The sequence below is a fragment of the Nonomuraea sp. KM90 genome (assembly GCF_052246675.1).
GTDB lineage: Bacteria > Actinomycetota > Actinomycetes > Streptosporangiales > Streptosporangiaceae > Nonomuraea.
This window is the reverse complement of the sequence record NZ_JBQQCB010000013.1, coordinates 120,761-143,234: the sequence shown is the minus strand read 5'-3', so window position 1 is coordinate 143,234 and position 22,474 is coordinate 120,761. Positions and strand designations below refer to the sequence as shown.

The following is a 22,474-nucleotide window of genomic DNA, read 5'->3' as shown; positions in this document are numbered from 1 at the left end:
TCTCCACTCATAAAGATCACGTACTAAGGCCTGAAAGGGGATCCTATTGCGAAATTCTGGCCTTTACCTCAGTGATCGCTGACACTGGGGTCGGATCGATGGCATACCCCAGGGCAAGGTAGGTGCTGGCGTAGTCGCCGAGCCCGATGAGGGCGGCCATCCGCTCCAGCGGATGCACTCCCTCGGCCGTCAGCTCGGTGACCGGCACGTCGCGCTCGCGCGCCGCCCGCAGCGACGCCTCGCGCCGCCGCGTCACCTGGGGGTGCTCCTCGACGTCGCGCAGGACGACGAGCCGGATCGTCCGCCCGGCGGTGTCGGCGAAGATGTCGCGCTCAGCCATCGGCCCGTCGAAGAGGGCCACCTGATGGTGGCCCACCTCGGGCAGCTCACCGTGGATGGCGGGATATTTCGCGTTCGCGCCGAGCTGGCAGGCCAGCCGGTACGCCGCCACGGCCGCGGCCGGCGACGAGCCCCAGATGATCGGCACGCCCTCGGCCAGGTGCATCGCGAGCGACTTGCCCGGATTGACGAACGACTCGCTGGACGGCCGGCACCGGTGCGCCATGTCCTCCAGCGACCTGGCCACCCGCTCGAACAGATCCGCGTCCGCCTGCACCAGCCGCAGCGCGGCGGCCGCCACGACGAGGGGGACGGCCAGCAGCCACAGGTTCGCCCTGGACTGGCCGCTGACGGGCACCGGCACGTAGACGGCCGACGCCTGGGTGGCGATGGCCTCCAGCGGGGAGTCGGGGGCGCCGACGGCGAGCAGCGTGCAGCCGCGCCGCACGGCTTGGGTGGCGACGGCCAACGTCTCCTCGGTGTCGCCCGAGCCGGAGACGGCGATGACCAGGTCGGTGGCCCCCACCCAGCCGGGGAGCTGGTAGGAGCGCAGGGTCACGATCGGCAGCGGCGCGCCGTTGCCCACGACGGCCGCCAGGATGTCGCCGGCGATGCCCGAGCCGCCCATGCCCGCGACCACGATGGCGCGCGGGCGCCCCTGGCCGGCCAGGCGATCGACGCGGGCCTCGACGGCGTTGCGGTAGCCGGTGCGTACGTGGGCCGCGGAGGCGGCGACCGCCGGGAGCATGCCTCCGGGGTCGCCCTCGCTGAGGTGACGCTGGTCGTCGAGCCGCTCCGGCTCCCAGGTCACGGCTTCCTGGCCTCGTCGACGAGCAGGACGGGAATGTCATCCCTGACCGGGTAGATCAGGCCGCATCCGGTGCAGACCAGCTCTTCTGCCTCGTCCTCCGCCCGCAGGGGGGCCTTGCACGCCGGGCAGGCCAGGATCTCCAGCAGCCAGTCGTCGATCTTCACTCTGACACCTTTCCCACAATGGCGAGGACCTCGTCCCTGATCGCCGTCATCTTGCTCTCGTCGGCCGCCTCGGCGTTCAGCCTGAGCAGCGGCTCGGTGTTGGAGGCCCGCAGGTTGAACCACCAGTCGGGCCCGCTCACGGTCAGCCCGTCGAGCTCGTCGAACTCCCCGCGCCCCGCGAACGCCTCCCGCACCCGCCGCAGTGCCTCCGCCTGGTCGGACACGGCGCTGTTGACCTCTCCGGAGGCGTGGTAGCGCGAGTAGACGGCCACCACCTCCGACAGCGCCCGCTCCTGCTCACCCAGCGCGGCCAGCACGTGCATCGCCGCCAGCATCCCGGAGTCGGCGAACCAGAAGTCCCTGAAGTAGTAGTGGGCCGAGTGCTCGCCGCCGAAGACGGCGCCCGTCCTGGCCATTTCGGCCTTGATGAACGAGTGCCCGACCCGTGTCCGCACCGGCTCGCCGCCGTGCTCCCGCACGATCTCCGGCACGCCGAGCGACGTGATCAGATTGTGAATGATCGTCGCGCCAGGGTATTTGGCCAGCTCGCGCACCGCGACCAGCGCCGTGACCACCGACGGCGAGACCGACTCGCCCCGCTCGTCGATCACCCAGCACCGGTCGGCGTCCCCGTCGAACGCCAGCCCCAGGTCAGCGCCGCTCTCGACGACCGCGCGCTGCAGATCCACCAGGTTCTGCGGCTCCAGCGGGTTGGCGTCGTGGTTGGGGAAATTCCCGTCCAGCTCGAAGTAGAGGGGCACCAGATCGATCGGCAGGCCCTCGAACACCGCCGGGACCGTGTAGCCGCCCATCCCGTTGCCCGCGTCGACGACCACCTTCAGCGGCCTGATCTCCCGCAGGTCGACCAGCGTGCGCAGGTAGTGCGCGTAACCACTCAGCAGGTCCTTCTCGATCAGCGACCCGCTGGGGGTGGCGGTCACCCCGACCAGCTCGACCGCCCGGTCACGGATCTCCGTCAGCCCCGTGTCGCCGCCGATCGGCACCGCGCCGGACCGGCACATCTTCATGCCGTTGTATCGGGCGGGGTTGTGGCTGGCGGTGAACATCACACCGGGCAGCCCCAGGCTGCCGCTGGCGTAGTAGAGCAGGTCGGTCGAGCCCAGCCCGGCGTGCACGACGTCGGCGCGACGCGAACGCGCCCCGCGGATGAACGCCTCGGCCAGCGGCGGCGACGACTCGCGCATGTCATGCGCGACCACCACCGACTGGGCCCCGGTCACCTCGACGAACGCCGCACCCACGGCCTCGGCGGTCGGCTCGTCAAGCTCGTCGGGCACAACCCCGCGAACGTCATACGCTTTGAAGATCTTGGCGAGGTCGCCCACTCTCCAGCTCCGCCCCTAGGTCGTCTCCTCCGTCAGAACGAGCCTACCGGTCGCGCTGTTGCTGGGCCGATCTCAGAACGCGCAGATGCCCGCGACGGCCGACCTCGACACCCTGCCCGACCGGCTCACCGCCACCGGACGACGTGGGGCGCGCGGCCTCCCGGACCGCGTTGGCCAGCGCTTCGAGATCGTCGGAGCTGGGGGAGCCGCCGTCCGTCGGCAGGCGCACCACCTCCCAGCCGCGGGGAGCGGTCAGCCGCTCGGCATGTTCGGCGCACAGGTCATAACAGTGTGGCTCCGCGTACGTCGCCAGGGGGCCGAGAACAGCGGTCGAGTCGGCGTATACGTACGTGAGCGTGAAGACGGCAGGCTGGCTGCAGGCGGTGCGGGAACAGCGGCGGACGGGGCTCACGGAGGGACCGTATCTGGTAAGAGTGCGAGGCGCCACTACCTGAGCGCTCTTAACGAGCGTGTCGCCACAATTCGGACACCTGTCGCAGCCTTTCCACCCACATGCCCCAAAGCCTCCACCCCTCCTCTCACACTTCCCTCCCCGGCTTCCCCACCTCCCCACCTGCCCAATCATCCTCCCGCCTCCCTTTCCCACACACGACCTCCTCTCCCCGGCCACCACCCTTGGGCCGCCTCGTTACGGCCCCACCCTTTCCCGAAACCTCCCCTCACTTCCCGACACCGCCCCTTCACCCCCCGACACCACCCCCCGGCCTCCCGGCACCACCCCTGCCTCCCGGCACCACGGGGCCGCCGCTCCACACGTCGAGCCACCGCCGCTCCAGAAGATCGAAGGGACGGGCCCGTACACTTGCTCACGTGACTCACAAGCGCGGTCCCAGACGGCGCGATCGCCACGGTCGCGGCCTCCGCGGCCCGCTCGCCCCCTCCCACGTCCCCATGGCCAAATCCCGCAGCGAACGCTTCGACGACCTCGTGCTCGACGCGGTCGACCGGCTCAGGCCGCGCTGGGAGAGACAGCTGTCGGCGGTGGAGTTCGCGGTGGAGGAGGTACCCCCGCTGAGCGAGCTGGGGGACGGCCCGGGCCTCGACTCGGACCCGATCCCGTTCGGCCGCGCGGACGCCGCAACCGGAAAGTCACCGGCGGCCGTGGTGGTCTACCGGCGACCGCTGGAGGCCAGAGCCCGGGACAGGGACACGCTGGGCGCGATGGTCCACGACACGGTGGTGGAACAGGTCGCCACCCTGCTGGGCCTGACCCCGGAAACAGTCGACCCGGGCTACGACGACCGCCGCTGACTCGCGAGGATCCAGGCAGGCGCACCGGGGTTCCCGGGCCACCTGCATGGTCCTCCCACCGAGGCGCGCTACGCGCGATGGGGACTCGGGCCGCGCCCAGTGGGGGCAAGCCCCCACACCCCCAGCGAGAGGCCTGCCGGCCCCTCGCGCTCCCCGGCCGCAGCACTGGCTAGCGCATGGACCGTCCGCCCGTCTACTTTGTTACGGAAAGTAACATATCAAACACAACCAGCGTTCGAACACTCTAGCCTGTGGGCGTCGATCATCCCCCACAGGAAGGTCCATATGTGGATCTCGCTGGCCGCTGCCTCCGCGATGGTTGTCAGCCTGGCCGCCGCTCCCGCTGGATGTGCCGCCCCGGGCGGTAGCTCCACCCACCCTGAAGGCGAGCGCGGATGCCGCAACTCCTGGGGTCCGCTCGTGGCCGTGCGATTCGGCTCCGCGGAACCGAGGGTTCGCGCCAGTCTCCGCGTCCGCTGCGATCAGGTGGTCATCACTACCTTCGTGGCGAGAATCGCCATCGACCACAAGGACGGTCTCTTCTCCGACTGGTATGAGATCGACTACGACTACTACGAGAACCTGCCAGGCCTCAAGCAGTCATACACGCTGCTGAGCCGCCCCTGCCGACCAGGTCGCTACCGCGCGAGGGCGTCCATCACCGGCACCTTCGTCAACGGAGAGGCCTTCAAGGTGACAGAGGAGACGCGCAGCGCGTCCTTGGACTGCAACCAGCCGGAGCCGGTCACATGAACGGGGCCATCGGATCCCCGCCATGTGAGCACTTGATGTGGTTCCGCGGATGTGGTGGCACGACTCCGAGCGCCCAGCCCCCAGCGGCGTCCGAGTTCGCTCGGGTGATGTTCCTGGTGGCGTAGGAGGGTGGCGTCGTGGTCGGGTCGGCGTCCCCCGGCCACACACCCCACCCGTCCCCCCACCACGCGACCCGCCACAACTGCTCCTCGACCTCCGAAGACGGGTCGTCTTCAAGGCCCTCGAAGGGTTCGGGCTTCTGCCACCACCATCTACGACCGCTCGGCTTGTAGTAGAAGCTCGGCTCCCCGTTCTTCTGACGCCTACGCCCGTGACGCAACATGCCTTCAGGATCGCAGACGGTAGCCCTTCCGGCTCGTGCTTCTCCCTACCACTCGCCCGGGGCGGAACTGCCACCGTAGTGATCCGTATCCAGGCGCCGGGGGGCCGGACGTCTTCTTCCCGGTGATCGGGGTTGTTCTGCGCGGTAATCAGGGTCGCGTCCGAGGGGTGCGGGGACCGGCAGGTCCCCGCCTGGGGGTGTGGGGGCTTGCCCCCACAGGACGCGGCCCGAGTCCCCGTCGCGCGAAGCGCGCCTCGGTGGGAGGACCATGGTTGGCCAGGGGAACCCCGGGCTTCAGGGCAGGACTACGTGGGAGGTGTCCGTCAACGGTGGGAGCAGGGTCCACATCCGGGCCGGGGCCAGCGGCTGGGCCGTGAGGAGTACGCCCGTCCTCAGCCGTTCCTCCACCACCCGGCCCCCGTACACCTCCCCAGACACCGGCGTGACCACCACCGCGAAGTCGCCCTTCGCCTTCAGCTTCACGTTCCTCGTCCGCCCCGCCGCCACCTCCACGTCGAACGGCTGCTCCGGTGTCCCCTTGCCCGGCACCACCTGCACCCGGACCTTGCCCGGCTGACCTCCGAGGGCTGTGAGCAGGAGTTGGGAGCCCGTGCCGTTGCGGGCCACCGCGCTGCCCAGGGCCAGTGAGGGGGTTCCGGCGGTGAAGGCGACGTCCGAGCGGCCGCCGGTGCCGGTGATCACCACGCCGGCCACGATGGGGGCGGAGGAGGTGAGCACCAGGGCGGCGGGGGAGCCGGCCAGGCCGGTGGTGACGTCCAGGGCGACCACGCTGCCCGCGGGTACGTCCAGGGACTCCCGGCCCTTCATCGCGTACTCGGCGTCCTGGCTCACCGCCTTGACCTGCACCGTGGCGTCCGTCTCGCCCGGGGCCGCCACCAGGAGCCGGCGCAGGCCGCCGCCTCCGGGGATGCCCGGTACGACCACGCGCGTGGCCGGTGGCGCGGCCGACGGGAGCCAGTCCACCCCGCCGGTCTCCAGCGTGGTCCTGGCGGCGACGGCCACGCGGCCGAAGATCGTGGTGACGCTCACGGCCATCACGTCGGCCGACGGCGCCAGGGTCTTGAGGTCGATCTCCTTGTGCTCCCCCGGCGCGATCTCCAGGCCGACGCCCGCGTCGCCCGAGACGGGGCCCTCCGCCGCGTACACCTGTACGTCCGCCAGCGCCGGCGCCTTGTCGGCGTTCATGAGGTGCAGGCGTACGTCGGCGTTCGCCGGGCCCGGGCCCACCAGCCAGGTCGCGGGAGCGGGCTCCGTGCAGCGGACCCCGGCCAGGCCGCGACCGGCGCCCCCGGTGGTGCGGGTGAGGTAGCCGGCCTCCAGCCCGCCGGGGCCGTTGGTCACGTACGGCTTGGTGTCCTCCATGGTCTCGCCGTTCAGCGTGCCGGGCAGGTACACGTTGACCCGCTCGCCCTTCGCCCCCGGGCAGACGGCGGTGACCGACTCCACGGGCACCTTCCTGGGGCCGGCGGGCGGGGGTGGGACGGGGGCGGGTCTGGTGACGTACGCGATGCCGTACATGGCGGCCAGCGACACGATGACCAGCGCCAGCAGCCCGAACCTGTTCTCCACGAACGCCCTCATCACGCACCCGCCAGAGCCACGGCGGGCGCCTCCGCGCCTTCCGGCGCCTGTCTGCTGCCCGGGGCCGCCAGGAGGGCCACCAGCAGCACCAACGCGCCCTGCGTCCACAGCCACGGGGTGTGCAGGACGCTCACCGGCTGGGCGGGTACGCGGACGACCGGTTCGGCCAGCCGCCACAGGCCGCCCGCCTCCGACAGGCTCAGGCGCTGGAGCGACGGCTGCGAGTCCAGCGTCCTGGCCAGCTGGGGCGGGACCGGCGGCGCCACGGCCACCATCGCGATGCCCTGCTGCGCCAGCGTGGCCGCGTCCCCGCCGCGACCGCCGACGAGGCCCTGCACCGCCCCGCTCACCCGGGTACGGGCCTCGGAGGCGACGGGCAGCTCCGCCTCGCCGATCAGCGGCGTACGCCCGTGCAGCACCGTGAACTCGGAACCCTTGATCACCACGGTCCGCTCCCCCTGCGTGGTCCGGGCCGCCGCGAGCGCCGGCAGCACGTCGGGGGCGTCGCCGACGAGCGGCCCGCGTACCCCGCCGGCCATCCAGTGACCGGCGGCCAGCAGCGGCGTGCTGAACGCCACCGCCACCACCGCCGTCGCCCCCAGCCGCCGCAGCCCGCCCCCGGCGCGCAGCTCGGTCAGCCGGTGCGCGGTCAGGCCCACCAGGACCACCAGCCCGGCACCCGCGAACGCCAGCGGGACACCCGGCCAGACGCGTGCCCCCTCGACGGTGATGCGGCTGACCAGGATGCCCGCCAGCACCCCGTAGAGCGCCACGCCCCAGCCGATGGCGACGGTCATCCGCTGGCGACGCATGAGCAGGGCCGCCAGCGCCGCCGCCACCAGGCCCGCACTCACCCAGAACGGCGGCAGGCCGGGCCCTCCCGGGCTGAGCGCCAGCAGCGATTCCGGGGCGAGGGCCGGGTCCACCAGGGCGGGGTCGTGCAGCCCGGCCTCCAGGAGGAGCCTGCCGGGGTCGGTCACCAGCTCGGCCAGCCAGGGGGCCAGGAGCACGAGTGGTACGGCGAGCGCGATGGCCATGGACAGGATCACGCCCTCCTGACCCCCGCGACCCCCGCCAGCCGCGCCGCGCAGGCCACCCCGAGCCCCATCGCCGCGCCGAGCGCCGCGTCCGCCCGGCGTCCCGTCTCCTCCCCGAACCCCGTCGCCGCGCCGGCCACCGCCCCGGCCCGGCCCGCCCCCAGCCGACGCATGCCCCCCAAGCGCGCGCCCACCCGCACGAGCACCGCCACCCCTGTGCCGGGAGCCGCCCCTGCCCGCCCCTAAACCCCCGCCAGAGCCGAGATCCGCACCGCTGCCGGATCCTGCCGCGCTACCGGGGTCTGCGCCAAGGCCTGCGTCGCCGGCGCCGAAATACGCGCCAGGGCCGGGACCAGCGCCGACACCGGAGCTCTCGCCGCTGGAAGCGGGGCTGCCACTGGAGCCGAGGCCGAAACGCGCGCCGGGGCGGCGGCCGAAGATCACGCCGAGGCCGGCGCGGCGGGCGCCGAAGGCGACGGCGCCCAGCACGCCCAGCACCGCGAAGAGCGGATACACCAGGGGGACGAACGCCGTCCCCACGGCCAGCAGCAGCCCCAGCCCCCAGGCCGCACGGCGGGCGCGGCGGGGTTCGGCGGACAGCAGGGTGGTGACGAGCGAGGCGTACACGGGGACCAGCACGAACACCACGGCGGTGCCCAGCCGCCCCGCCGCGATGGCGCCGGTCGCGACGGGCAGCAGCGCGTACGTCCCCGCCGCCCACGCCCGGACCGGCACCGCCGGGACGATGTGCCGCGTGGCCAGGTACGCCGTGGCGCCGGCCAGCGGCACCGAGCCCAGCAGCAGCACCGAGACGGCCACCCACGTCTTGCCGAGCGCGAGCGTGGACAGGGCGGCGAGCACGGCCACGTACGGCGGCGCCCAGGCGGTCGAGCCGAGCCCGACGTCGTGGAACCCCTCGGTGTAGAAGGCCCACAGGTCGCTCGCGCCGCCCGTCACCGGGACGAGCGCGCCGCCGCCGAGCCGTTCGCCGCCCAGGAGGGACCGCTCGGCCACCAGCGAGACCACCGTCAGCGCGAACATGAGGATGACCCCGGGACGGCCGATGAAGCGCTGGAACGCGCCGGTGTCCGGCGGCGGGACGGCGGCCTCCTGGTCCTCCTCCGCCGTGGCGTGGTGGTGCCGCCCGGCCGAGTCGACGGGGGCCTCGCCGGCCAGGAAGCTCTGCACCATGTCGGTGACGCGCCGGTAGGCGGCGCCGCGAGGGGTCATCAACCGCTTTATGCGGATATATCCCTTCTTGCGGCCATGGCGGCGGTCACGCCGCGCCCGCAGCAGCCGGAACGGGTGCGCCAGGATCGAGCCCATGGCCACCAGTTCGTCCAGCGCGTTCGCCGGCTGCTTGCTCACGATGAACAGCACCGTGCGGAAGAGGGAGCCCACCACGTTCCGCAGCAGGGCCCACACCATCGCGCCGAACGGCAGGTTCGCCATGACCACGAAGATCGCGTTGCGCCGGTCGAGGCGGCGCGGATGGTCGCCGCTGACCGTGATGCGCCGCCGCCTGCGGGCCGCCGCCTCGGCGTGCCAGGCCACGGCGGAGGTCACGTTCAGCACCTTGTGGCCGGCGTTGCGCACCCGCCAGCACAGGTCCAGGTCGTCACGGAACAGCGGGAAGAACGGATCGAGGCCGCCGACCTGCTCCCACACGTCGCGCCGGACCAGCATCCCGGCCGTGGACACCGACAGCACGTCCCGTACCCCGTCGTGCTGCCCCTGGTCGAACTCGCGCGGCTCCAGCCCCGTGTCCCTGCGCCCGGTACGGCCCACGGTCACGCCGATCTCCAGCAGCCTCCTGCGGTCGATCCAGTCGCGCAGCTTGGGACCGAGCACGGCCGCCTTGGGATCCTGCTCGGCCGCCGTGAGCAGGTGCTCCAGCGCGCGCCGGTCAGGGGCGCAGTCGTCGTGGAGCAGCCAGATCCACTCGTCGCCCCCGGCGGGCGGCAGCTTGGCGAGCGCCTCGGCGACCGACTCGCCGAAGCCGGTGGAGCGCGGCAGGGAGATCAGGTTGCCGGGGCCGAGCGCCTGGGCGAGCAGGTCGGCCGAGCCGTCCCTGCTGCCGTTGTCGACGCCGGCCACCCGGTCCGGCCTGCGGCTCTGGTTGATCAGCGCGCGCAGCGTCTCCCCCAGCCAGCGCGCGCCGTCATGGGAGACGACGATCGCGGTGACGTAGGGACGTGGCATGGGTGGGTGACTCCTGGGGGGATGATCAGGCGGGCCCACCATACAGCTGGAAGCCGATCAGGAGATGCGAAAAGGGTCACACGGCTGTCCGCGTGACCCCTTCCCCCCATATACCTCTAAACGGCCTGGCGCTTGATCCGTCTGCGCTCCCGTTCGGACAACCCGCCCCAGATGCCGAAGCGCTCATCGTGCTCGAGTGCATATTCCAGACACTCGGCACGGACCTCGCACGATCGGCAGACCTTCTTGGCCTCCCTGGTGGAGCCGCCCTTCTCCGGGAAGAACGCCTCCGGATCCGTCTGCGCGCACAACGCGCGCTCCTGCCAGCCGAGTTCTTCAGCGTCAAGCTGATCCTGTGCGATGACCGGATCGGTCACTGCACACCTCCCTGCCGCCCGCCCGCAATGGAGCCCCCCATGGACGCCTTCCTTATTACCCACCCACTGGAAGGCGTAACAACATGGTTGTAATTACACGCGCGTGCCGTACGTGGCGTCAAGCGGCATGCGGGTATCCGGGGAAAGACCAGATCTCGCCCCGGTGTGCTTGGCATGTGATGTTCGCACCAGCCGGACGCCCCACGAGACATGGCGTCGGCCTGGCTTGTTCAACCCTGTCAGCGGTCGGAACCGTACCAGGGCGGGATAGACGCCCGCCCGTGGCCCACCTTCTCTCTAGCCGTTCATTGCCGGTCCGTTACCTGCGTGGCTCGTTGGGGGTGTATATGGCTGTTGGGTCGATCGGGTCGTCTCCGGGACGGCGCTGGTCGCCGCCGAGAGCGTCTCCTCCACCGAACGATCCTCCGACCGATGCGGGATCGATCCGCATGGTCGACTCGCCCTGGCCCTCCGCCCACCCCGGCTGCGGCGCCGGGATCGACGGGGCCGAGTGGGTGGGCCGGTACTGGCCCTGCTGGGGCTCGTACCCGCCGCCGGGCTGCTGGGGGTGCTGGGGGTGGCCGAACGGGTCGTCGTACGACCGGCCCGCCTGGCTGGAGTAGTCGGGCACCCGGAGCTCCGGCTGCGTCCCGACGTTCGACTGGTACGTCTCCGCCTGCTGGTAGGCGTCCAGGAGCTGCTGCGAGCGCGGGTCCACGGGCGGGTCCGGCTCCTGGTACGCGTTCGGGGTGGCGTACTCGTGACCCGAGTAGCCGGTGAACGGCTGGCCGCCCTGCTGCTGGTCGAACGCGCTCTGCCCGAAGTACGGCTGCTGCTCGGCCGGCGGGTACGGCACGCTCGGGGCGGTGTCGCCCGCCGGGTACGGCTGCTGCTCCACCGGGGGCGCGTACGGGCTGCCGCTCTGGGGCTCGGCGGGCGGTGCGTACGGGTTGGGCTGGTCGTTCGCGGCCGGGGGCGCGTACGGGTTGGCGCTGGGCTGGCCGTAGACGTTCGGCTGGCTGTCCGCGGGGACGTACGGGGCCGGGGTGTACTCGCCGACGAGCGGCGTGTACTCGCCGGCCGGCGGGGTGGTGTACTCCTGGACCGGCGGGACCGAGGGGGCCGTCTCCGCGGGGGTGTAGGGCTGGCCGAAGCTCTGGGGGGTGTAGGGCTCCGGCTGCTCCGGCGGGCGCTGGTCCGAGGGGGCGGCCGGCAGCGCGCCCCTGATCTGCGGGTACGCGTCCGGCTGCGGCGGCGGGGCGTAGGCCGCCTGCGGGTCCGGCTGGCCGTAGGCGGCCTGGGGCTCGGGCTGCTCGGGGTGGCCGCCGAAGCTCGGCGGCTGCTGCCCGTAACCGGGCTGCTGGCCCGAGGGGGACTGCTGGCCGGACGGGGGCTGCTGGCCGTAGCCCGGCTGCTGGCCCGTGGGCGGCTGCTGCCCGTAACCAGGCTGTTGACCCGACGGCGGCTGCTGCCCGTAGCCGGACTGCTGACCGGACAGGGACTGCTGGCCCGGCTGGGGCTGCTGGCCCGACGGCGGCTGCTGGCCGTAACCAGGCTGGCCGGACATGGGCTGCTGCCCGTAACCGGGCTGCTGCCCCGACGGGGGCTGCTGGCCGTAGGCGGCCGGCTGCTGCTGGTCCTGCTGGCCGAAGTATCCGGGCTGGGGCTGGTCCTGGCCATAGCCGGGCTGGGGCTGGTCCTGCTGGCCGAACGGGGCGGGCTGCTGCTGGTCCTGCGGGCCGCCGAAGCCGGGCTGCTGGCCCGAGGGGGGCTGCTGGCCGTACGCGGCGGGCTGCTGGCCGAATCCGGGCTGGCCGTAGCCGGGCTGGGACTGGTCGTAGCCGGGTCCGCCCTGGGGCTGCTGGCCGAAGTACCCGGGCTGGGCGCCGAACTGGCCGTGGTAGACCTGCGCGGCCGGCCGCTCGGGCAGCACCTGCGGGAGCAGGTAGACCAGCGCGATGGCGGTCAGCGCGAGCGTGGGCACGCCGAGGAGCACGTACTCGATCGTGGCTCGGGCCCCGGCGCCGGCGAACAGGCCCGCCAGCAGCGCCAGCATGCCGAACACCGCGGCGAGGAGCAGTCCGGCCGCCGCACCGTACGTGACCGGCTTGGCCTTGGGCGACGGCTCGCCGATCTTGGTGACCAGCAGCACGGCGCCGAGCAGCAGCGCCGTCACGACCGGGCTCGTCACGTTCGAGAGGTTCGACGCCGCTCGTTCCGTGAAGGACGAGCCGGACGAGCCGATCAGGATGTGGCCGATCGCCAGCACCACGTTCATCAATCCGGCGACGAGCATGATCCATGCGCCCGGCTCCTTAAGCCGGGCGACGTCAAGTTTGCTCACAAGTACCCCCATCGGACCCTTTAGCCCGAAGGGAGTTTGCCACATCACCGACTCACCCCGCGGGAGTCCCAGGAACCTCTTCCATATCAAAACGCCCAATACCTGGACGTACACCACCGACAAATAGGGGAAAACCAGTCCCGAGACGGGCTTGTCAGAGCCCGGTGAAAGACTGGGCCGCATGCACATCGTGTCACTCGCCGGCGGCATCGGCGGCGCCCGTTTCCTCCGCGGCCTGCGCGCCACCGCGCCGGACGCCTCGATCACCGTCATCGGCAACACGGGTGACGACATCACCCTCTTCGGCCTGCGGGTCTGCCCCGACCTCGACACCGTGATGTACACCCTGGGCAACGGCATCGACGAGGAGCAGGGCTGGGGCCGGGCCAAGGAGTCCCACGTCGTCAAGGAGGAGCTGGCGGCCTACGGCGTGGAGCCGCAGTGGTTCGGGCTCGGCGACCGCGACTTCGCCACCCACATCGTCCGCTCGCAGATGCTGGAGGCCGGCTACCCGCTCTCCCAGATCACGCAGGCGCTCTGCACGCGCTGGCAGCCGGGCGTGCGGCTGCTGCCGATGACCGACGACCGCTGCGAGACCCACGTCGTGATCGAGGACGAGCGCGGCAAGCGCGCGATCCACTTCCAGGAGTGGTGGGTGCGCCTGCGCGCCTCCGTCCCCGCCCAGTCGTTCGCGCTGGTGGGGGTCGACACCGCCAAGCCGGCCCCGGGCGTGCTGGAGGCCATCGAGCAGGCCGACGTGGTGATCCTGCCGCCGTCCAACCCGGTGGTGAGCATCGGCACGATCCTTCAGGTCCCCGGCATCCGCGACGCCCTGCTGCCCAAGACCGTGGTGGGCGTCTCGCCGATCATCGGTGGCGCGCCGGTCAGGGGCATGGCCGACGCCTGCCTGACCGCGATCGGGGTGGAGACGACCGCGCAGGCCGTGCTGGAGCTCTACGGCTCGGAGCTGATCGACGGCTGGCTGGTGGCCGAGGAGGACGCCGGGGCCGCGCTCGACGGCGTCCGGGTGGTCGCCCGTCCGATCCTCATGCACGACGCCGACGCCGCGGCCGGCATCGCCCGCACCGCCCTCGACCTGGCCCAGGAGCTCGCACGATGACCGTCACCCCCGAGCGGATCGAAGTGATCGCCGTGACCGGCCTCGGCGAGGTGCGGCCCGGCGACGACCTGGCGGCGCTGCTGGCCGGCGCCGACCTGCGCGACGGCGACATCGTGGTGGTCACGTCCAAGATCGTGAGCAAGGCCGAGGGCCGGGTGCGACAGGCGCCCGACCGCACGAAGGCGATCAAGGAGGAGACCGAGCGCGTGGTCGCCAGGCGCGGCGACACCGTCATCTCCCAAACCCGGCACGGCTTCGTGATGGCCGCCGCCGGGGTCGACGCCTCCAACACCGAGCCCGGCACCGTGCTGCTCCTCCCCGAAGACTCCGACGCCTCCGCCAGGCGCATCAGGGCGGGCCTGGGCCGCCGGGTCGGGGTGATCGTGTCCGACACGTTCGGCCGCCCGTGGCGGCACGGCCTCACCGACGTGGCCATCGGCGCGGCCGGCGTGCGGCCCCTCGACGACTTCCGCGGCACCTCCGACTCCTACGGCAACCAGCTCAACGCCACCGTGACGGCGCTGGCCGACGAGATCGCGAGCGCGGCCGAGCTGGTCAAGGGCAAGCTCGACGGGGTTCCGGTGGCGGTCGTGCGCGGGCTGCCCCATCTGGTGACCGACGACGACGGGCCGGGCGTCAGGCCGCTGGTGCGGCCGGCCGACGAGGACCTGTTCCGCTACGGGTCCCGCGACGTGGTGTTCGCCCGCCGTACGATCAGGGAGTTCTCGGAGCGGCCCGTCGATCCCGAGGCCGTGCGCAGGGCGGTGGCGGCGGGCATCGCCGCGCCCGCGCCGCACCACACGACGCCGTGGCGGTTCGTGCTGCTGGAGTCGCCGGAGACCCGCACCAAGCTGCTCGACGCCATGCGCGAGGCGTGGATCGAGGACCTGCGCGGCGACGGGTTCACCGAGCAGTCGATCGCCAAGCGGGTCAGGCGCGGCGACGTGCTGCGCAACGCCCCCTACCTGGTGGTGCCGTGCCTGGTGATGGAGGGCTCGCACACCTACCGGGACGACCGGCGCAACGCCTCCGAGCGGGAGATGTTCGTCGTGGCGACCGGCGCCGGGGTGGAGAACTTCCTGATCCAGCTCGCCGTGGAGGGGCTCGGCTCGGCATGGGTGTCTTCCACGATGTTCTGCCGGCCGGTCGTCCGTGAGGTGCTGGACCTGCCCGATTCGTGGGATCCGATGGGCTGCGTGGCCGTCGGGCACGCCGCCGCGCCACCGCGCGACCGGGCGCCGCGCGATCCGGGGGATTTCATCGTCACGCGCTGACCGGGATTCCGACAGCAGTAAGCCGACCGTTTACCGTTAGGAAAGTTTCCTTTACATTTGGAGCATCCCCCCATGTAAAGGAGCCACTTCATGAGAAGGACTCTCACGTTGGTCGCCGTGGTGGTGATAGCGGTCGCCACCACGGTGTTCAACACCACGCCGGCGTTCGCCCACGGCTACGTGCTCACGCCACCCAGCCGCCAGGCCAACTGCGCCCAGGGCAGGGTCTCCGGCTGCGGCAACATCGTCTACGAGCCGCAGAGCGTGGAAGGGCCCAAGGGGCTGCGCAGCTGCCACGCCAACCTCGGGCAGTTCGCCCAGCTCAGTGACGAGAGCAAGCCCTGGCCGGTCGCGTCGGTGGGCAGCTCGGTGACCTTCACCTGGACGTTCACCGCCCGCCACGCCACCCAGAACTACGAGTACTACATCGGTAACACGCGGGTGGCCGTGTTCAACGGCAACGGCCAGCAGCCGCCGGCGACGATCTCGCACACGGTCAACTTCTCCGGCTTCTCCGGCCGGCAGAAGGTCCTGGCCATCTGGAACATCTCCGACACGACCAACGCCTTCTACTCCTGCATCGACCTGAACATCGGCGGCGGTGGCGGCAACCCGACCCCGACGCCCACCCCGACCGTCACGCCGACGCCGACCCCGACGCCGACCGTGACCCCGACGACGCCCTCGGGCACGTGGCGGGCCGGCACCGCGTACGCCGTCGGCAGCACCGTGACCTACAACGGCGCCTCCTACCGCTGCCTCCAGGCGCACACCGCCCTCGCCGGGTGGGAGCCGCCGAACGTACCGGCGCTCTGGCAGCGCGTGTAACGACCTTCCCGGTGTGAGGGGGCGCCCGGCGGGCGTCCCCTCACGTCGTCGGCTTGCAGGTGGGGTGGCACAGCCTGCGGGCCAGGGCGGCGAGGAAGACGTCGATGATCTCGCCCGGCTCCTGGGCCTCGTGCAGGGAGCCGTTCGTGGCGGCCGTGATCTGCGACAGGCCCTCCCGGTCCACCCCCTTGCCGAACGCGATGATGATGATCTGAACGGGCTTGTCCGGGTTCCACTCGCTGCGCAGCCGGTCGAGGAGCTGCGCGTGGTTCGTGCCCTTGCCGTCGTCCCGGCCTGCCGTGATCACCAGGAGCGTGTTGTTCATCTCCTCGCGGTAATCGCCGGAGACCTTGCGGAAGCCGCTGAGGATCGCGTCGTACAGCGAGCTGTCCAGCTTGGGATGGGCGGTGATCGTGCCGGTCAGCTCGTCCAGCCGGCTCCTGCGGAGCACCTGGCCGGTCTCCGGCTCGTTGATCGGCCCCAGGGCGACCCGCTCCTGGTAACCCTTGATGCGCCCCAGCGTGTTCGCGAACTCCCACATGCCCATGTGCGTGGAGTCGGGGAAGAGCTGCAGGCCGATCTTGGCGGCCTCCAGCGCCACGCTGACCCTGGTACGGCCGTTCAGCGGCTCTGCCATGTGCTTGGAGGTGTCGGCCAGCACCAGGATGTTCGTCGGCGGGGCCAGCCTGCTCCAGGCGCGCAGGGCCTCGTCGATGTCCTGCGGGGAGACCGACGCCCTGGTCCTCGGCGTCTCGGAGGGGATCTGCGGGAGCGGCGAGACCGGGCCCTGGGCGCCGTCGCCCGACCTGAACCCCGCCCGCCGCACGATCTCCTGGACCTGCGGGCCCTCCAGCCACTCGGCGAAGGCGGTGGACGCCTCGGCGACGGCCGGGTCGGCGGCGGTGACGACGTACGGGTAGTCGAGGTTGATCGTGCCCTCGCGCGGGTGCAGGGCCACGACCGGGTCGGAGGAGGGCCGCAGATTGTGCTCCCACACCGACTGCTCGGGGACGATGACGACCGGGCGCTGCCAGAACGAGCGGTCGTCCACGGCGTCCATCATGCTGCGGTAGTCGGGCGTCGAGCCGGCCTGCGCCCACCGTACGAACGCGGTCAGCGCCTTGTCCGCCTCCGGCCCCGTGCCCACGACGTCCCGGGCGGCGGCCACGGTCGCGATGCCCGCTCCGGCCAGCGACGGGTCGGGCACGCGTACGACGTCGGGCTCGTCGGCGTTGGGCGTCAGCCGCCCGCGCACGGTCGAGGGGAAGACCATCCGCCAGTTCATCTCGGTCTTGCCCACGGAGAAGCGCCGGGCCAGCGACGACCGGGTGGCGAACACCAGCGGCGAGGTGGCCACCACGGTCTCCCCCGCCGGCAGCGCGGTCGCGCCCTGCTGGCGGGCCAGCCTGATCCAGGCCGAGGAGTCCGCGACCCACCCGTCGGGCCGCTCGCGCAGCACCCCGGCCAGGTCGCCGATCAGCGTGCGCAGGACCGTGGCGGGCGGCTGCTCGGTCACCTGGACCAGCACGCACCGCCCGCCCACGGACGCCTTCGTCTCGTTGAACCGGCCCGCCGCCTCCATGACCGCCGGAGCCACGTCGACCGCGGCGGCCACATTGACCAGAACAGGCTCTCGTGTGGTGCACAGCACGCCACCGCCGCCGAAGATCGCGACGAGCCCGGCCACGACGATGGCCACGGCGGTCAACCCCGCCAGCATGCCGCGCTGGAATGCCTTCCTGCGCCGCTGCTCGGGGGACATCGCGGCGCGGTGTCGACCAAACCGCACGGTGAACCTCTCTCCAGGGGAGTGATGATTCTCCCAGCGCCACCCATGGCGGGTGCAAGCCTTGTTAGAACATGTTACAACTACGCCATCGGCAGCACCCGTCGCACGCTCTGGCAGACACCGTCGCTGGCCGCCGAGGCGGCCAGCCGCTCGTCGTCGGGGACGCCGTACTCGGTGGTGCGCTGCCGGACCGGCCGGCCGCTGACCTCGACCATCTCGCGCAGCTCGCTGATGGTCTTGTACGAGCCGTTCTCGGACCCGGCCATCCGGCTGATCGTCTCCTCCATCAGCGTGCCGCCGAGGTCGTTCACCCCGCCCTGGAGCACCTGGCGGCACAGGTCGTCCTGGAGCTTGACCCAGGAACACTGGATGTTCCTGATCGCGCCGTGCAGCAGGATCCTGGACAGCGCGTGCACGGCCCGGTTCTCCTGCGCGGTGGGGCCGGGCCGGGCCACGCCGGCCAGGTAGATGGGGGCGCTGGTGTGCACGAACGGCAGCAGCACGAACTCCGAGAAGCCGCCGGTCTCCTCCTGCAGGCGCCGGATGAGCTTGATGTGCCTGACCCAGTGCAGGTGGTTGTCGACGTGCCCGTACATCATGGTGGAGGTGGTGGGGATGCCGACCTTGTGGGCCGTGGTGATGACCTCGATCCACTCTTTGGCCGGCAGCTTGCCCTTGGTCAGCACCCAGCGCACGTCGTCGTCGAGGATCTCGGCCGCCGTCCCCGGCAGCGAGTCCACGCCGGCCTCCTTGGCCGCCTCCAGCCAGTCGCGGATGGACAGGTTCGTCCGGCTGGCGCCGTTGATGACCTCCATCGGGGAGAACGCGTGCACGTGCATGCCGGGGGTCCTGGCCTTCACGGCCTGCGCGATCTCGAAGTACGCGGTGCCGGGCAGGTCGGGGTGGATGCCGCCCTGCATGCACACCTCGGTCGCGCCGGCCGCCCACGCCTCCTCGGCCCGGTCGGCGACCTGGTCGAGGCTGAGGGTGTAGGCGTCGGCGTCGGTCCTGCGCTGGGCGAAGGCGCAGAAGCGGCAGCCGGTGTAGCAGACGTTGGTGAAGTTGATGTTCCGGTTGACGACGTAGGTGACCTCGTCGCCCACCGCCTCCTTCCGCAGCGCGTCGGCGATGGCGGCCAGCTCGTCCAGCGCCTCACCCTCGGCCCCGAGCAGCGCCACGGCCTCGGCGTCGGTCAGCCCGGCCGGGTCGGCCTCGGCGCGCCGCAGCGCCTGCCGCACGTCGCTCGGGGTGGCGGCGGCCACCGTGCCGAGGCGCTCGCGCAGGGCTTCCCAGTCGCCGTAGACGTGGTCGAAGTCGTCCCTGCGGTCGTTCGTGCGGCCCGTGGTGTCCACCTCGACGTGCAGGTCCACCCGTCCCGAGGCGGCGAACCCGCCGTCGGGCTCCTGCCAGGGACGGCCTTCGAGCACCGCGTCCGTACGGGCCAGGCCCGTGGCGGGGTCCGCCAGGGCGGCGACGTGGCCGGCCAGGCGGGGGTCCAGCCAGGGCTCGCCGGCCAGCACATATTCCGGATATATCGTCAAACGTTCCTGGAGCCGGAACCCGGCCTCCTCCGTACGGGCCGCGAGGTCGTCGATCTGCGGCCATGGCCGCTCGGGGTTGACGTGGTCGGGCGTGAGGGGCGACACGCCGCCCCAGTCGTCGATCCCGGCGCGGATCATCAGCTCGTACTCGGCGTCGACCAGGTTGGGCGGGGCCTGGAGGCGTACGCGGGGGCCGAGCACGAGGCGGGCCACCGCGATCGTGGCGGCCAGCTCCTGCAGGTCGGCGTCGGGCAGGCCGCGCATGGCGGTGTCCGGCTTGGCGCGGAAGTTCTGGACGATGACCTCCTGGATGCCGCCGTACTCCCTGGCCACCCGGCGGATCGCGAAGATCGACTCGGCCCGGTCCTCGACGGTCTCGCCGATGCCGATCAGGATCCCCGTGGTGAACGGCACGTTCGTGCGCCCGGCGTCCTCCAGCACGCGCAGCCGCACGGCCGGGTCCTTGTCCGGCGAGCCGTAGTGGGGCTGCCCCTTCTCCTCGAACAACCGCCGCGACGTCGTCTCCAGCATCATTCCCATCGACGGCGCGACCGGCTTGAGCCGCTGGAGGTCCCGCCAGCTCAGCACCCCCGGGTTGAGGTGCGGCAGCAACCCGGTCTCCTCCAGCACCCTGATCGCCATGGCCCGGACGTAGGACAAGGTGTCGTCGTAACCGTGCGCGTCGAGCCACTCCCTGGCCTGGTGCCAGCGGTCCTCCGGCCGGTCCCCCAGCGTGAACAGCGCCTCCTTGCACCCCATCGCCGCCCCCTGCCGGGCGATCTCCAGCACCTCGTCCGGGCTCAGGAACGGCGCGGGCAGCTTGTGCGGCGCGGTGGCAAAAGTGCAATAACCACAACGGTCCCGGCACAGCCGGGTCAACGGGATGAACACCTTCCTGCTGTAGGTGATGATTCCCTCGCGGCCGGCGGCCCGCAGCCCGGCGTCACGCACGCGGGCGGCGTGTCCGAGAAGCGTGTCGAGGTGCTCGTCGCGGGCGTGCAGGAGGACGGTCGCCTCGGTCACGTCCAGGGTCTTGCCGTCCCGGGCTCGGGCGAGGGCGCGGCGGAGCGCGGAGTCAGAACTCATAGAGGCACAGTACGTCGGGCTGAGTTCGTCGCACGCACCCAGGGCCGGGTCAGAACGACCGGTAGTCGCGCGCCGCCATCCGGGGCCCCCGCGCGGGCGGGCGCAGGCCGGTGAGCCAGACCAGGACCGTGGCGCGGTGCCGATGCCCCGCGTACGGCTCCAGCAGCCGCATCATCCCCGGATCGTCGGTCTTCTCCCCGGTCAGGGCATAGCCGACGAGCTTGGCCAGGTGGAAGTCGCCCACGCTGACGGCGTCGGGATCGCCGAAGGCGCGCTGGCGCACCTCGGCCGACGTCCACACCCCGATCCCGGGCAGCGCGCGCAGCAGCCGGTCGAGCTCCTCCGTGGTGGCGGCCGCCTCCAGCTTGTCGGCGTGCCAGGCGGCGTTGGCGATCGTTCTGGCGCGTACCGCCTCGGCGCCGGCCCGGTGCCAGTGCCAGCTCGGGATCTGCCGCCACACCGCGGGCTCGGGCACGACCCGCATCCCCTCGGGGGCCGGCCCCGGGGCGGGCTCGCCGTAGCGGGTGAGCAGCCACCGCCAGACCCGCCACGCCTCCCGCCCGACGACCTTCTGCTCCAGCACGGCAGGTACGAGGGCCTCCATGACGCGCCCCGTCCGCCCGAGCCGCAGGCCCGGATATTTCCTGACGACCTCCGCCAGCACCTCATGCTTGACGCTAAATCCGGAGATATCGTCTTCCGCCCCCACGAGCGCCGGCAGCGCCTCCAGCACCCACCCCGCCCCGGGCCCCCACGCCTGCCCGTGCACGCACCCGGCCCTGACGCTCACCCTGAGCGTGCAGGGCCCGTCGGGAGTCCTGGAGGTGCGCCACACGGAGCCGTCACCGCTCTGGCGCCAGGTGGGATCGCCGCTGCCGCGCTTGTGGGGCTGCAGCGCCAGCCCCACGTCCAGCGGCCCCTCGGGCACCCACCTGCGCTCCATCACCCGTCCAGTCTGCCGCGCTCCCTCCGCTGCTCGCACCGGCCGGCACCCGTCACCGAGGCGTGCCGTCCCTCGGGGCCACCTGCCAGGAAGCCCCGGGAGCACCTGAGCCTCAGCGCCCGGGAAGCCGCCGGCGGCGGGAGGTCGCCGGAGAGCCGAGTGCTGTCGCTCGCGGGTGTGCTGCCGGTCGGCGGAGCCAGGCCGGGGGTCAGACGTCGCTGGAGTAGCGCATCGCCCGTTCGGGCAGCTCGATGCCCGGCCAGATGCGTACGCCGTTCTGCAGCTCGTTGCCCGCCCCCACGACGGCGGCGTCGCCGATGACCGCGTCGCGCACGACGGTGCCCGCGCAGATCCGCGCTCCCCGCCCCACCACGGAGTCGGTCACGGAGGCCCCGGCCTCGACCACGCAGTCGTCGCTCAGCACGGACCCGGCCACCGAGGCCCCGGCCTCGACCACGGCCCGCGCGCCGACCACCGTGCCGCCCAGCACCTTCGCCTCGGGCGAGATGCGGGCCCCCTCGAGCATCAGGTATTCGCCCGTCGGCCCGGGCAACGCGGGCGAGGCCAGCCGGCCCAGCACCAGGTCGCGCGAGCCCTGCACGTATGCGCTGGGCGTGCCGACGTCGAGCCAGTAGGTGCGGTCGGCGTACCCCAGCACGAGCCGGCCCGACTCGATCAGCCCCGGGAACGTCTCGCGCTCGACCGACACGACCTCGTCGCGCGGGATCGAGTCGATCACCGACCGGGTGAAGACGTAGCAGCCGGCGTTGATCCGGTTGGTCACGGGATTGGGCGTCTTCTCCAGGAAGGCCGTCACGCGCCCCGCCTCGTCGGTCGGCACGCAACCGAACCGGGTGGGATCGTCCACCTCTGTCAGATGGAGCGTTACGGCGGCCTGGCGCGCACGATGGAGGCGCACCTGCTCGCCGATGTCGTGCCCGGACAGGATGTCCCCGTTCAGGATGAGCACGGGGTCGTCGGGGCCGGCCGCGAGCGCCTCGGCGGCGTTGCGGATCGCGCCGCCGGTGCCCAGCGGCGTCTCTTCCGTCATGTATTCGAGCGAGAGCCCGAGCGCCGCCCCGTCACCGAAGGCCGGCTCGAACATCGACGCCTTGTACGAGGTCGCGAACACGATGCGGCGCACGCCGAAGGATCGGGCGCGGGCCAGCTGATGTGCCAGGAACGGCACCCCGGCGGTCGGCAGCAGCGGCTTGGGCGTGCCCAGTGTCAGCGGACGCAGGCGCGTGCCCTGCCCCCCGACCAGGAGGATCGCCTCGAGGTCTGGCAAAGAGCTCTCCATCAC

General features: G+C 72.1%; 18 protein-coding genes. 5 read left to right on the top strand and 13 right to left on the bottom strand.

Translation table 11 applies throughout. The features are described 5' to 3' along the window. Positions 1-43 precede the first annotated feature (43 nt). Genes ACTWPW_RS17345 through ACTWPW_RS17330 form a run of 4 tightly spaced genes read right to left on the bottom strand, consistent with a single transcriptional unit; the run spans position 44 to position 3,072 of the window. On the bottom strand, positions 44-1,150 hold the full coding sequence (locus ACTWPW_RS17345; RefSeq protein ID WP_375116374.1) for an SIS domain-containing protein: 1,107 nt from the start codon (positions 1,148-1,150) through the stop codon (positions 44-46). Then, entirely contained in the window at positions 1,147-1,314 is a 168-nt protein-coding gene (locus tag ACTWPW_RS17340; RefSeq protein ID WP_360661988.1) for a Trm112 family protein, read from the bottom strand. Before ACTWPW_RS17340 ends, ACTWPW_RS17345 begins: the two co-directional genes overlap by 4 nt. Then, positions 1,311-2,660: a phosphomannomutase/phosphoglucomutase gene (locus ACTWPW_RS17335; RefSeq protein WP_375116373.1), complete on the bottom strand. Its 1,350-nt coding sequence runs from the start codon at positions 2,658-2,660 to the stop codon at positions 1,311-1,313. Before ACTWPW_RS17335 ends, ACTWPW_RS17340 begins: the two co-directional genes overlap by 4 nt. 43 nt (positions 2,661-2,703) lie before the next feature. After that, complete coding sequence (locus tag ACTWPW_RS17330; RefSeq protein ID WP_364119498.1) at positions 2,704-3,072, bottom strand: DUF3499 domain-containing protein; 369 nt, start codon at positions 3,070-3,072, stop codon at positions 2,704-2,706. A 500-nt stretch (positions 3,073-3,572) separates the two neighbouring features. On the opposite strand from ACTWPW_RS17330, the gene ACTWPW_RS17325 reads away from it, so the two are divergent. Both ACTWPW_RS17325 and ACTWPW_RS17320 read left to right on the top strand, forming a co-directional pair. Then, positions 3,573-3,932, top strand: coding sequence for a metallopeptidase family protein (locus ACTWPW_RS17325; protein ID WP_443169259.1), 360 nt, complete (start codon positions 3,573-3,575; stop codon positions 3,930-3,932). A gap of 285 nt (positions 3,933-4,217) precedes the next feature. Beyond that, on the top strand, positions 4,218-4,685 hold the full coding sequence (locus ACTWPW_RS17320; RefSeq protein ID WP_443169258.1) for a hypothetical protein: 468 nt from the start codon (positions 4,218-4,220) through the stop codon (positions 4,683-4,685). Here ACTWPW_RS17320 and ACTWPW_RS17315 read toward each other — a convergent pair. The 5 genes from ACTWPW_RS17315 to ACTWPW_RS17295 all read right to left on the bottom strand — a co-directional run bounded on the left by ACTWPW_RS17315 (position 4,678) and on the right by ACTWPW_RS17295 (position 12,590). Next, positions 4,678-5,028 (bottom strand): hypothetical protein, encoded by a 351-nt coding sequence (locus ACTWPW_RS17315; protein WP_375116370.1) that lies wholly within the window; start codon positions 5,026-5,028, stop codon positions 4,678-4,680. The genes ACTWPW_RS17320 and ACTWPW_RS17315 overlap by 8 nt on opposite strands. A gap of 294 nt (positions 5,029-5,322) precedes the next feature. Next, on the bottom strand, positions 5,323-6,618 hold the full coding sequence (locus tag ACTWPW_RS17310) for a DUF5719 family protein (RefSeq protein ID WP_443169257.1): 1,296 nt from the start codon (positions 6,616-6,618) through the stop codon (positions 5,323-5,325). An 11-nt stretch (positions 6,619-6,629) separates the two neighbouring features. After that, positions 6,630-9,869: a glycosyltransferase family 2 protein gene (locus tag ACTWPW_RS17305; protein ID WP_443169256.1), complete on the bottom strand. Its 3,240-nt coding sequence runs from the start codon at positions 9,867-9,869 to the stop codon at positions 6,630-6,632. A 116-nt stretch (positions 9,870-9,985) separates the two neighbouring features. Beyond that, positions 9,986-10,246: a WhiB family transcriptional regulator gene (locus ACTWPW_RS17300; protein ID WP_020546325.1), complete on the bottom strand. Its 261-nt coding sequence runs from the start codon at positions 10,244-10,246 to the stop codon at positions 9,986-9,988. 319 nt (positions 10,247-10,565) lie between these two features. Then, positions 10,566-12,590, bottom strand: coding sequence for a hypothetical protein (locus ACTWPW_RS17295; RefSeq protein WP_443169255.1), 2,025 nt, complete (start codon positions 12,588-12,590; stop codon positions 10,566-10,568). A gap of 181 nt (positions 12,591-12,771) precedes the next feature. On the opposite strand from ACTWPW_RS17295, the gene cofD reads away from it, so the two are divergent. From cofD to ACTWPW_RS17280, 3 genes are all read left to right on the top strand, one after another. After that, positions 12,772-13,710, top strand: coding sequence for a 2-phospho-L-lactate transferase (cofD, locus tag ACTWPW_RS17290; protein ID WP_443169254.1), 939 nt, complete (start codon positions 12,772-12,774; stop codon positions 13,708-13,710). Then, complete coding sequence (locus ACTWPW_RS17285) at positions 13,707-14,984, top strand: coenzyme F420-0:L-glutamate ligase (RefSeq protein ID WP_443169253.1); 1,278 nt, start codon at positions 13,707-13,709, stop codon at positions 14,982-14,984. Before cofD ends, ACTWPW_RS17285 begins: the two co-directional genes overlap by 4 nt. A gap of 90 nt (positions 14,985-15,074) precedes the next feature. Beyond that, entirely contained in the window at positions 15,075-15,812 is a 738-nt protein-coding gene (locus ACTWPW_RS17280; protein ID WP_375116364.1) for a lytic polysaccharide monooxygenase, read from the top strand. A gap of 40 nt (positions 15,813-15,852) precedes the next feature. Here the strand turns inward: ACTWPW_RS17280 and ACTWPW_RS17275 are convergent, their stop codons facing one another. From ACTWPW_RS17275 to ACTWPW_RS17260, 4 genes are all read right to left on the bottom strand, one after another. Then, positions 15,853-17,601, bottom strand: a complete 1,749-nt coding sequence (locus ACTWPW_RS17275) for a substrate-binding and VWA domain-containing protein (protein WP_443169252.1) — start codon at positions 17,599-17,601, stop codon at positions 15,853-15,855. A gap of 80 nt (positions 17,602-17,681) precedes the next feature. Continuing rightward, complete coding sequence (locus ACTWPW_RS17270) at positions 17,682-20,228, bottom strand: bifunctional FO biosynthesis protein CofGH (RefSeq protein WP_443169251.1); 2,547 nt, start codon at positions 20,226-20,228, stop codon at positions 17,682-17,684. Positions 20,229-20,277: 49 nt separating this feature from the next. After that, positions 20,278-21,171, bottom strand: a complete 894-nt coding sequence (locus ACTWPW_RS17265; protein WP_443169271.1) for a DNA-3-methyladenine glycosylase family protein — start codon at positions 21,169-21,171, stop codon at positions 20,278-20,280. A 208-nt stretch (positions 21,172-21,379) separates the two neighbouring features. Then, entirely contained in the window at positions 21,380-22,459 is a 1,080-nt protein-coding gene (locus tag ACTWPW_RS17260) for a sugar phosphate nucleotidyltransferase (RefSeq protein WP_443169250.1), read from the bottom strand. Positions 22,460-22,474: the final 15 nt, after the last annotated feature.

Coding starts and splice junctions, on each gene's coding strand:
- ACTWPW_RS17325 (WP_443169259.1), top strand. CDS start 3,573: ATGGCCAAATCCCGCAGCGAACGCTTCGACGACCTCGTGCTCGACGCG.
- ACTWPW_RS17320 (WP_443169258.1), top strand. CDS start 4,218: ATGTGGATCTCGCTGGCCGCTGCCTCCGCGATGGTTGTCAGCCTGGCC.
- ACTWPW_RS17315 (WP_375116370.1), bottom strand. CDS start 5,028: ATGTTGCGTCACGGGCGTAGGCGTCAGAAGAACGGGGAGCCGAGCTTC.
- ACTWPW_RS17305 (WP_443169256.1), bottom strand. CDS start 9,869: ATGCCACGTCCCTACGTCACCGCGATCGTCGTCTCCCATGACGGCGCG.
- cofD (WP_443169254.1), top strand. CDS start 12,772: ATGCACATCGTGTCACTCGCCGGCGGCATCGGCGGCGCCCGTTTCCTC.
- ACTWPW_RS17285 (WP_443169253.1), top strand. CDS start 13,707: ATGACCGTCACCCCCGAGCGGATCGAAGTGATCGCCGTGACCGGCCTC.
- ACTWPW_RS17280 (WP_375116364.1), top strand. CDS start 15,075: ATGAGAAGGACTCTCACGTTGGTCGCCGTGGTGGTGATAGCGGTCGCC.
- ACTWPW_RS17270 (WP_443169251.1), bottom strand. CDS start 20,228: ATGAGTTCTGACTCCGCGCTCCGCCGCGCCCTCGCCCGAGCCCGGGAC.
- ACTWPW_RS17265 (WP_443169271.1), bottom strand. CDS start 21,171: ATGGAGCGCAGGTGGGTGCCCGAGGGGCCGCTGGACGTGGGGCTGGCG.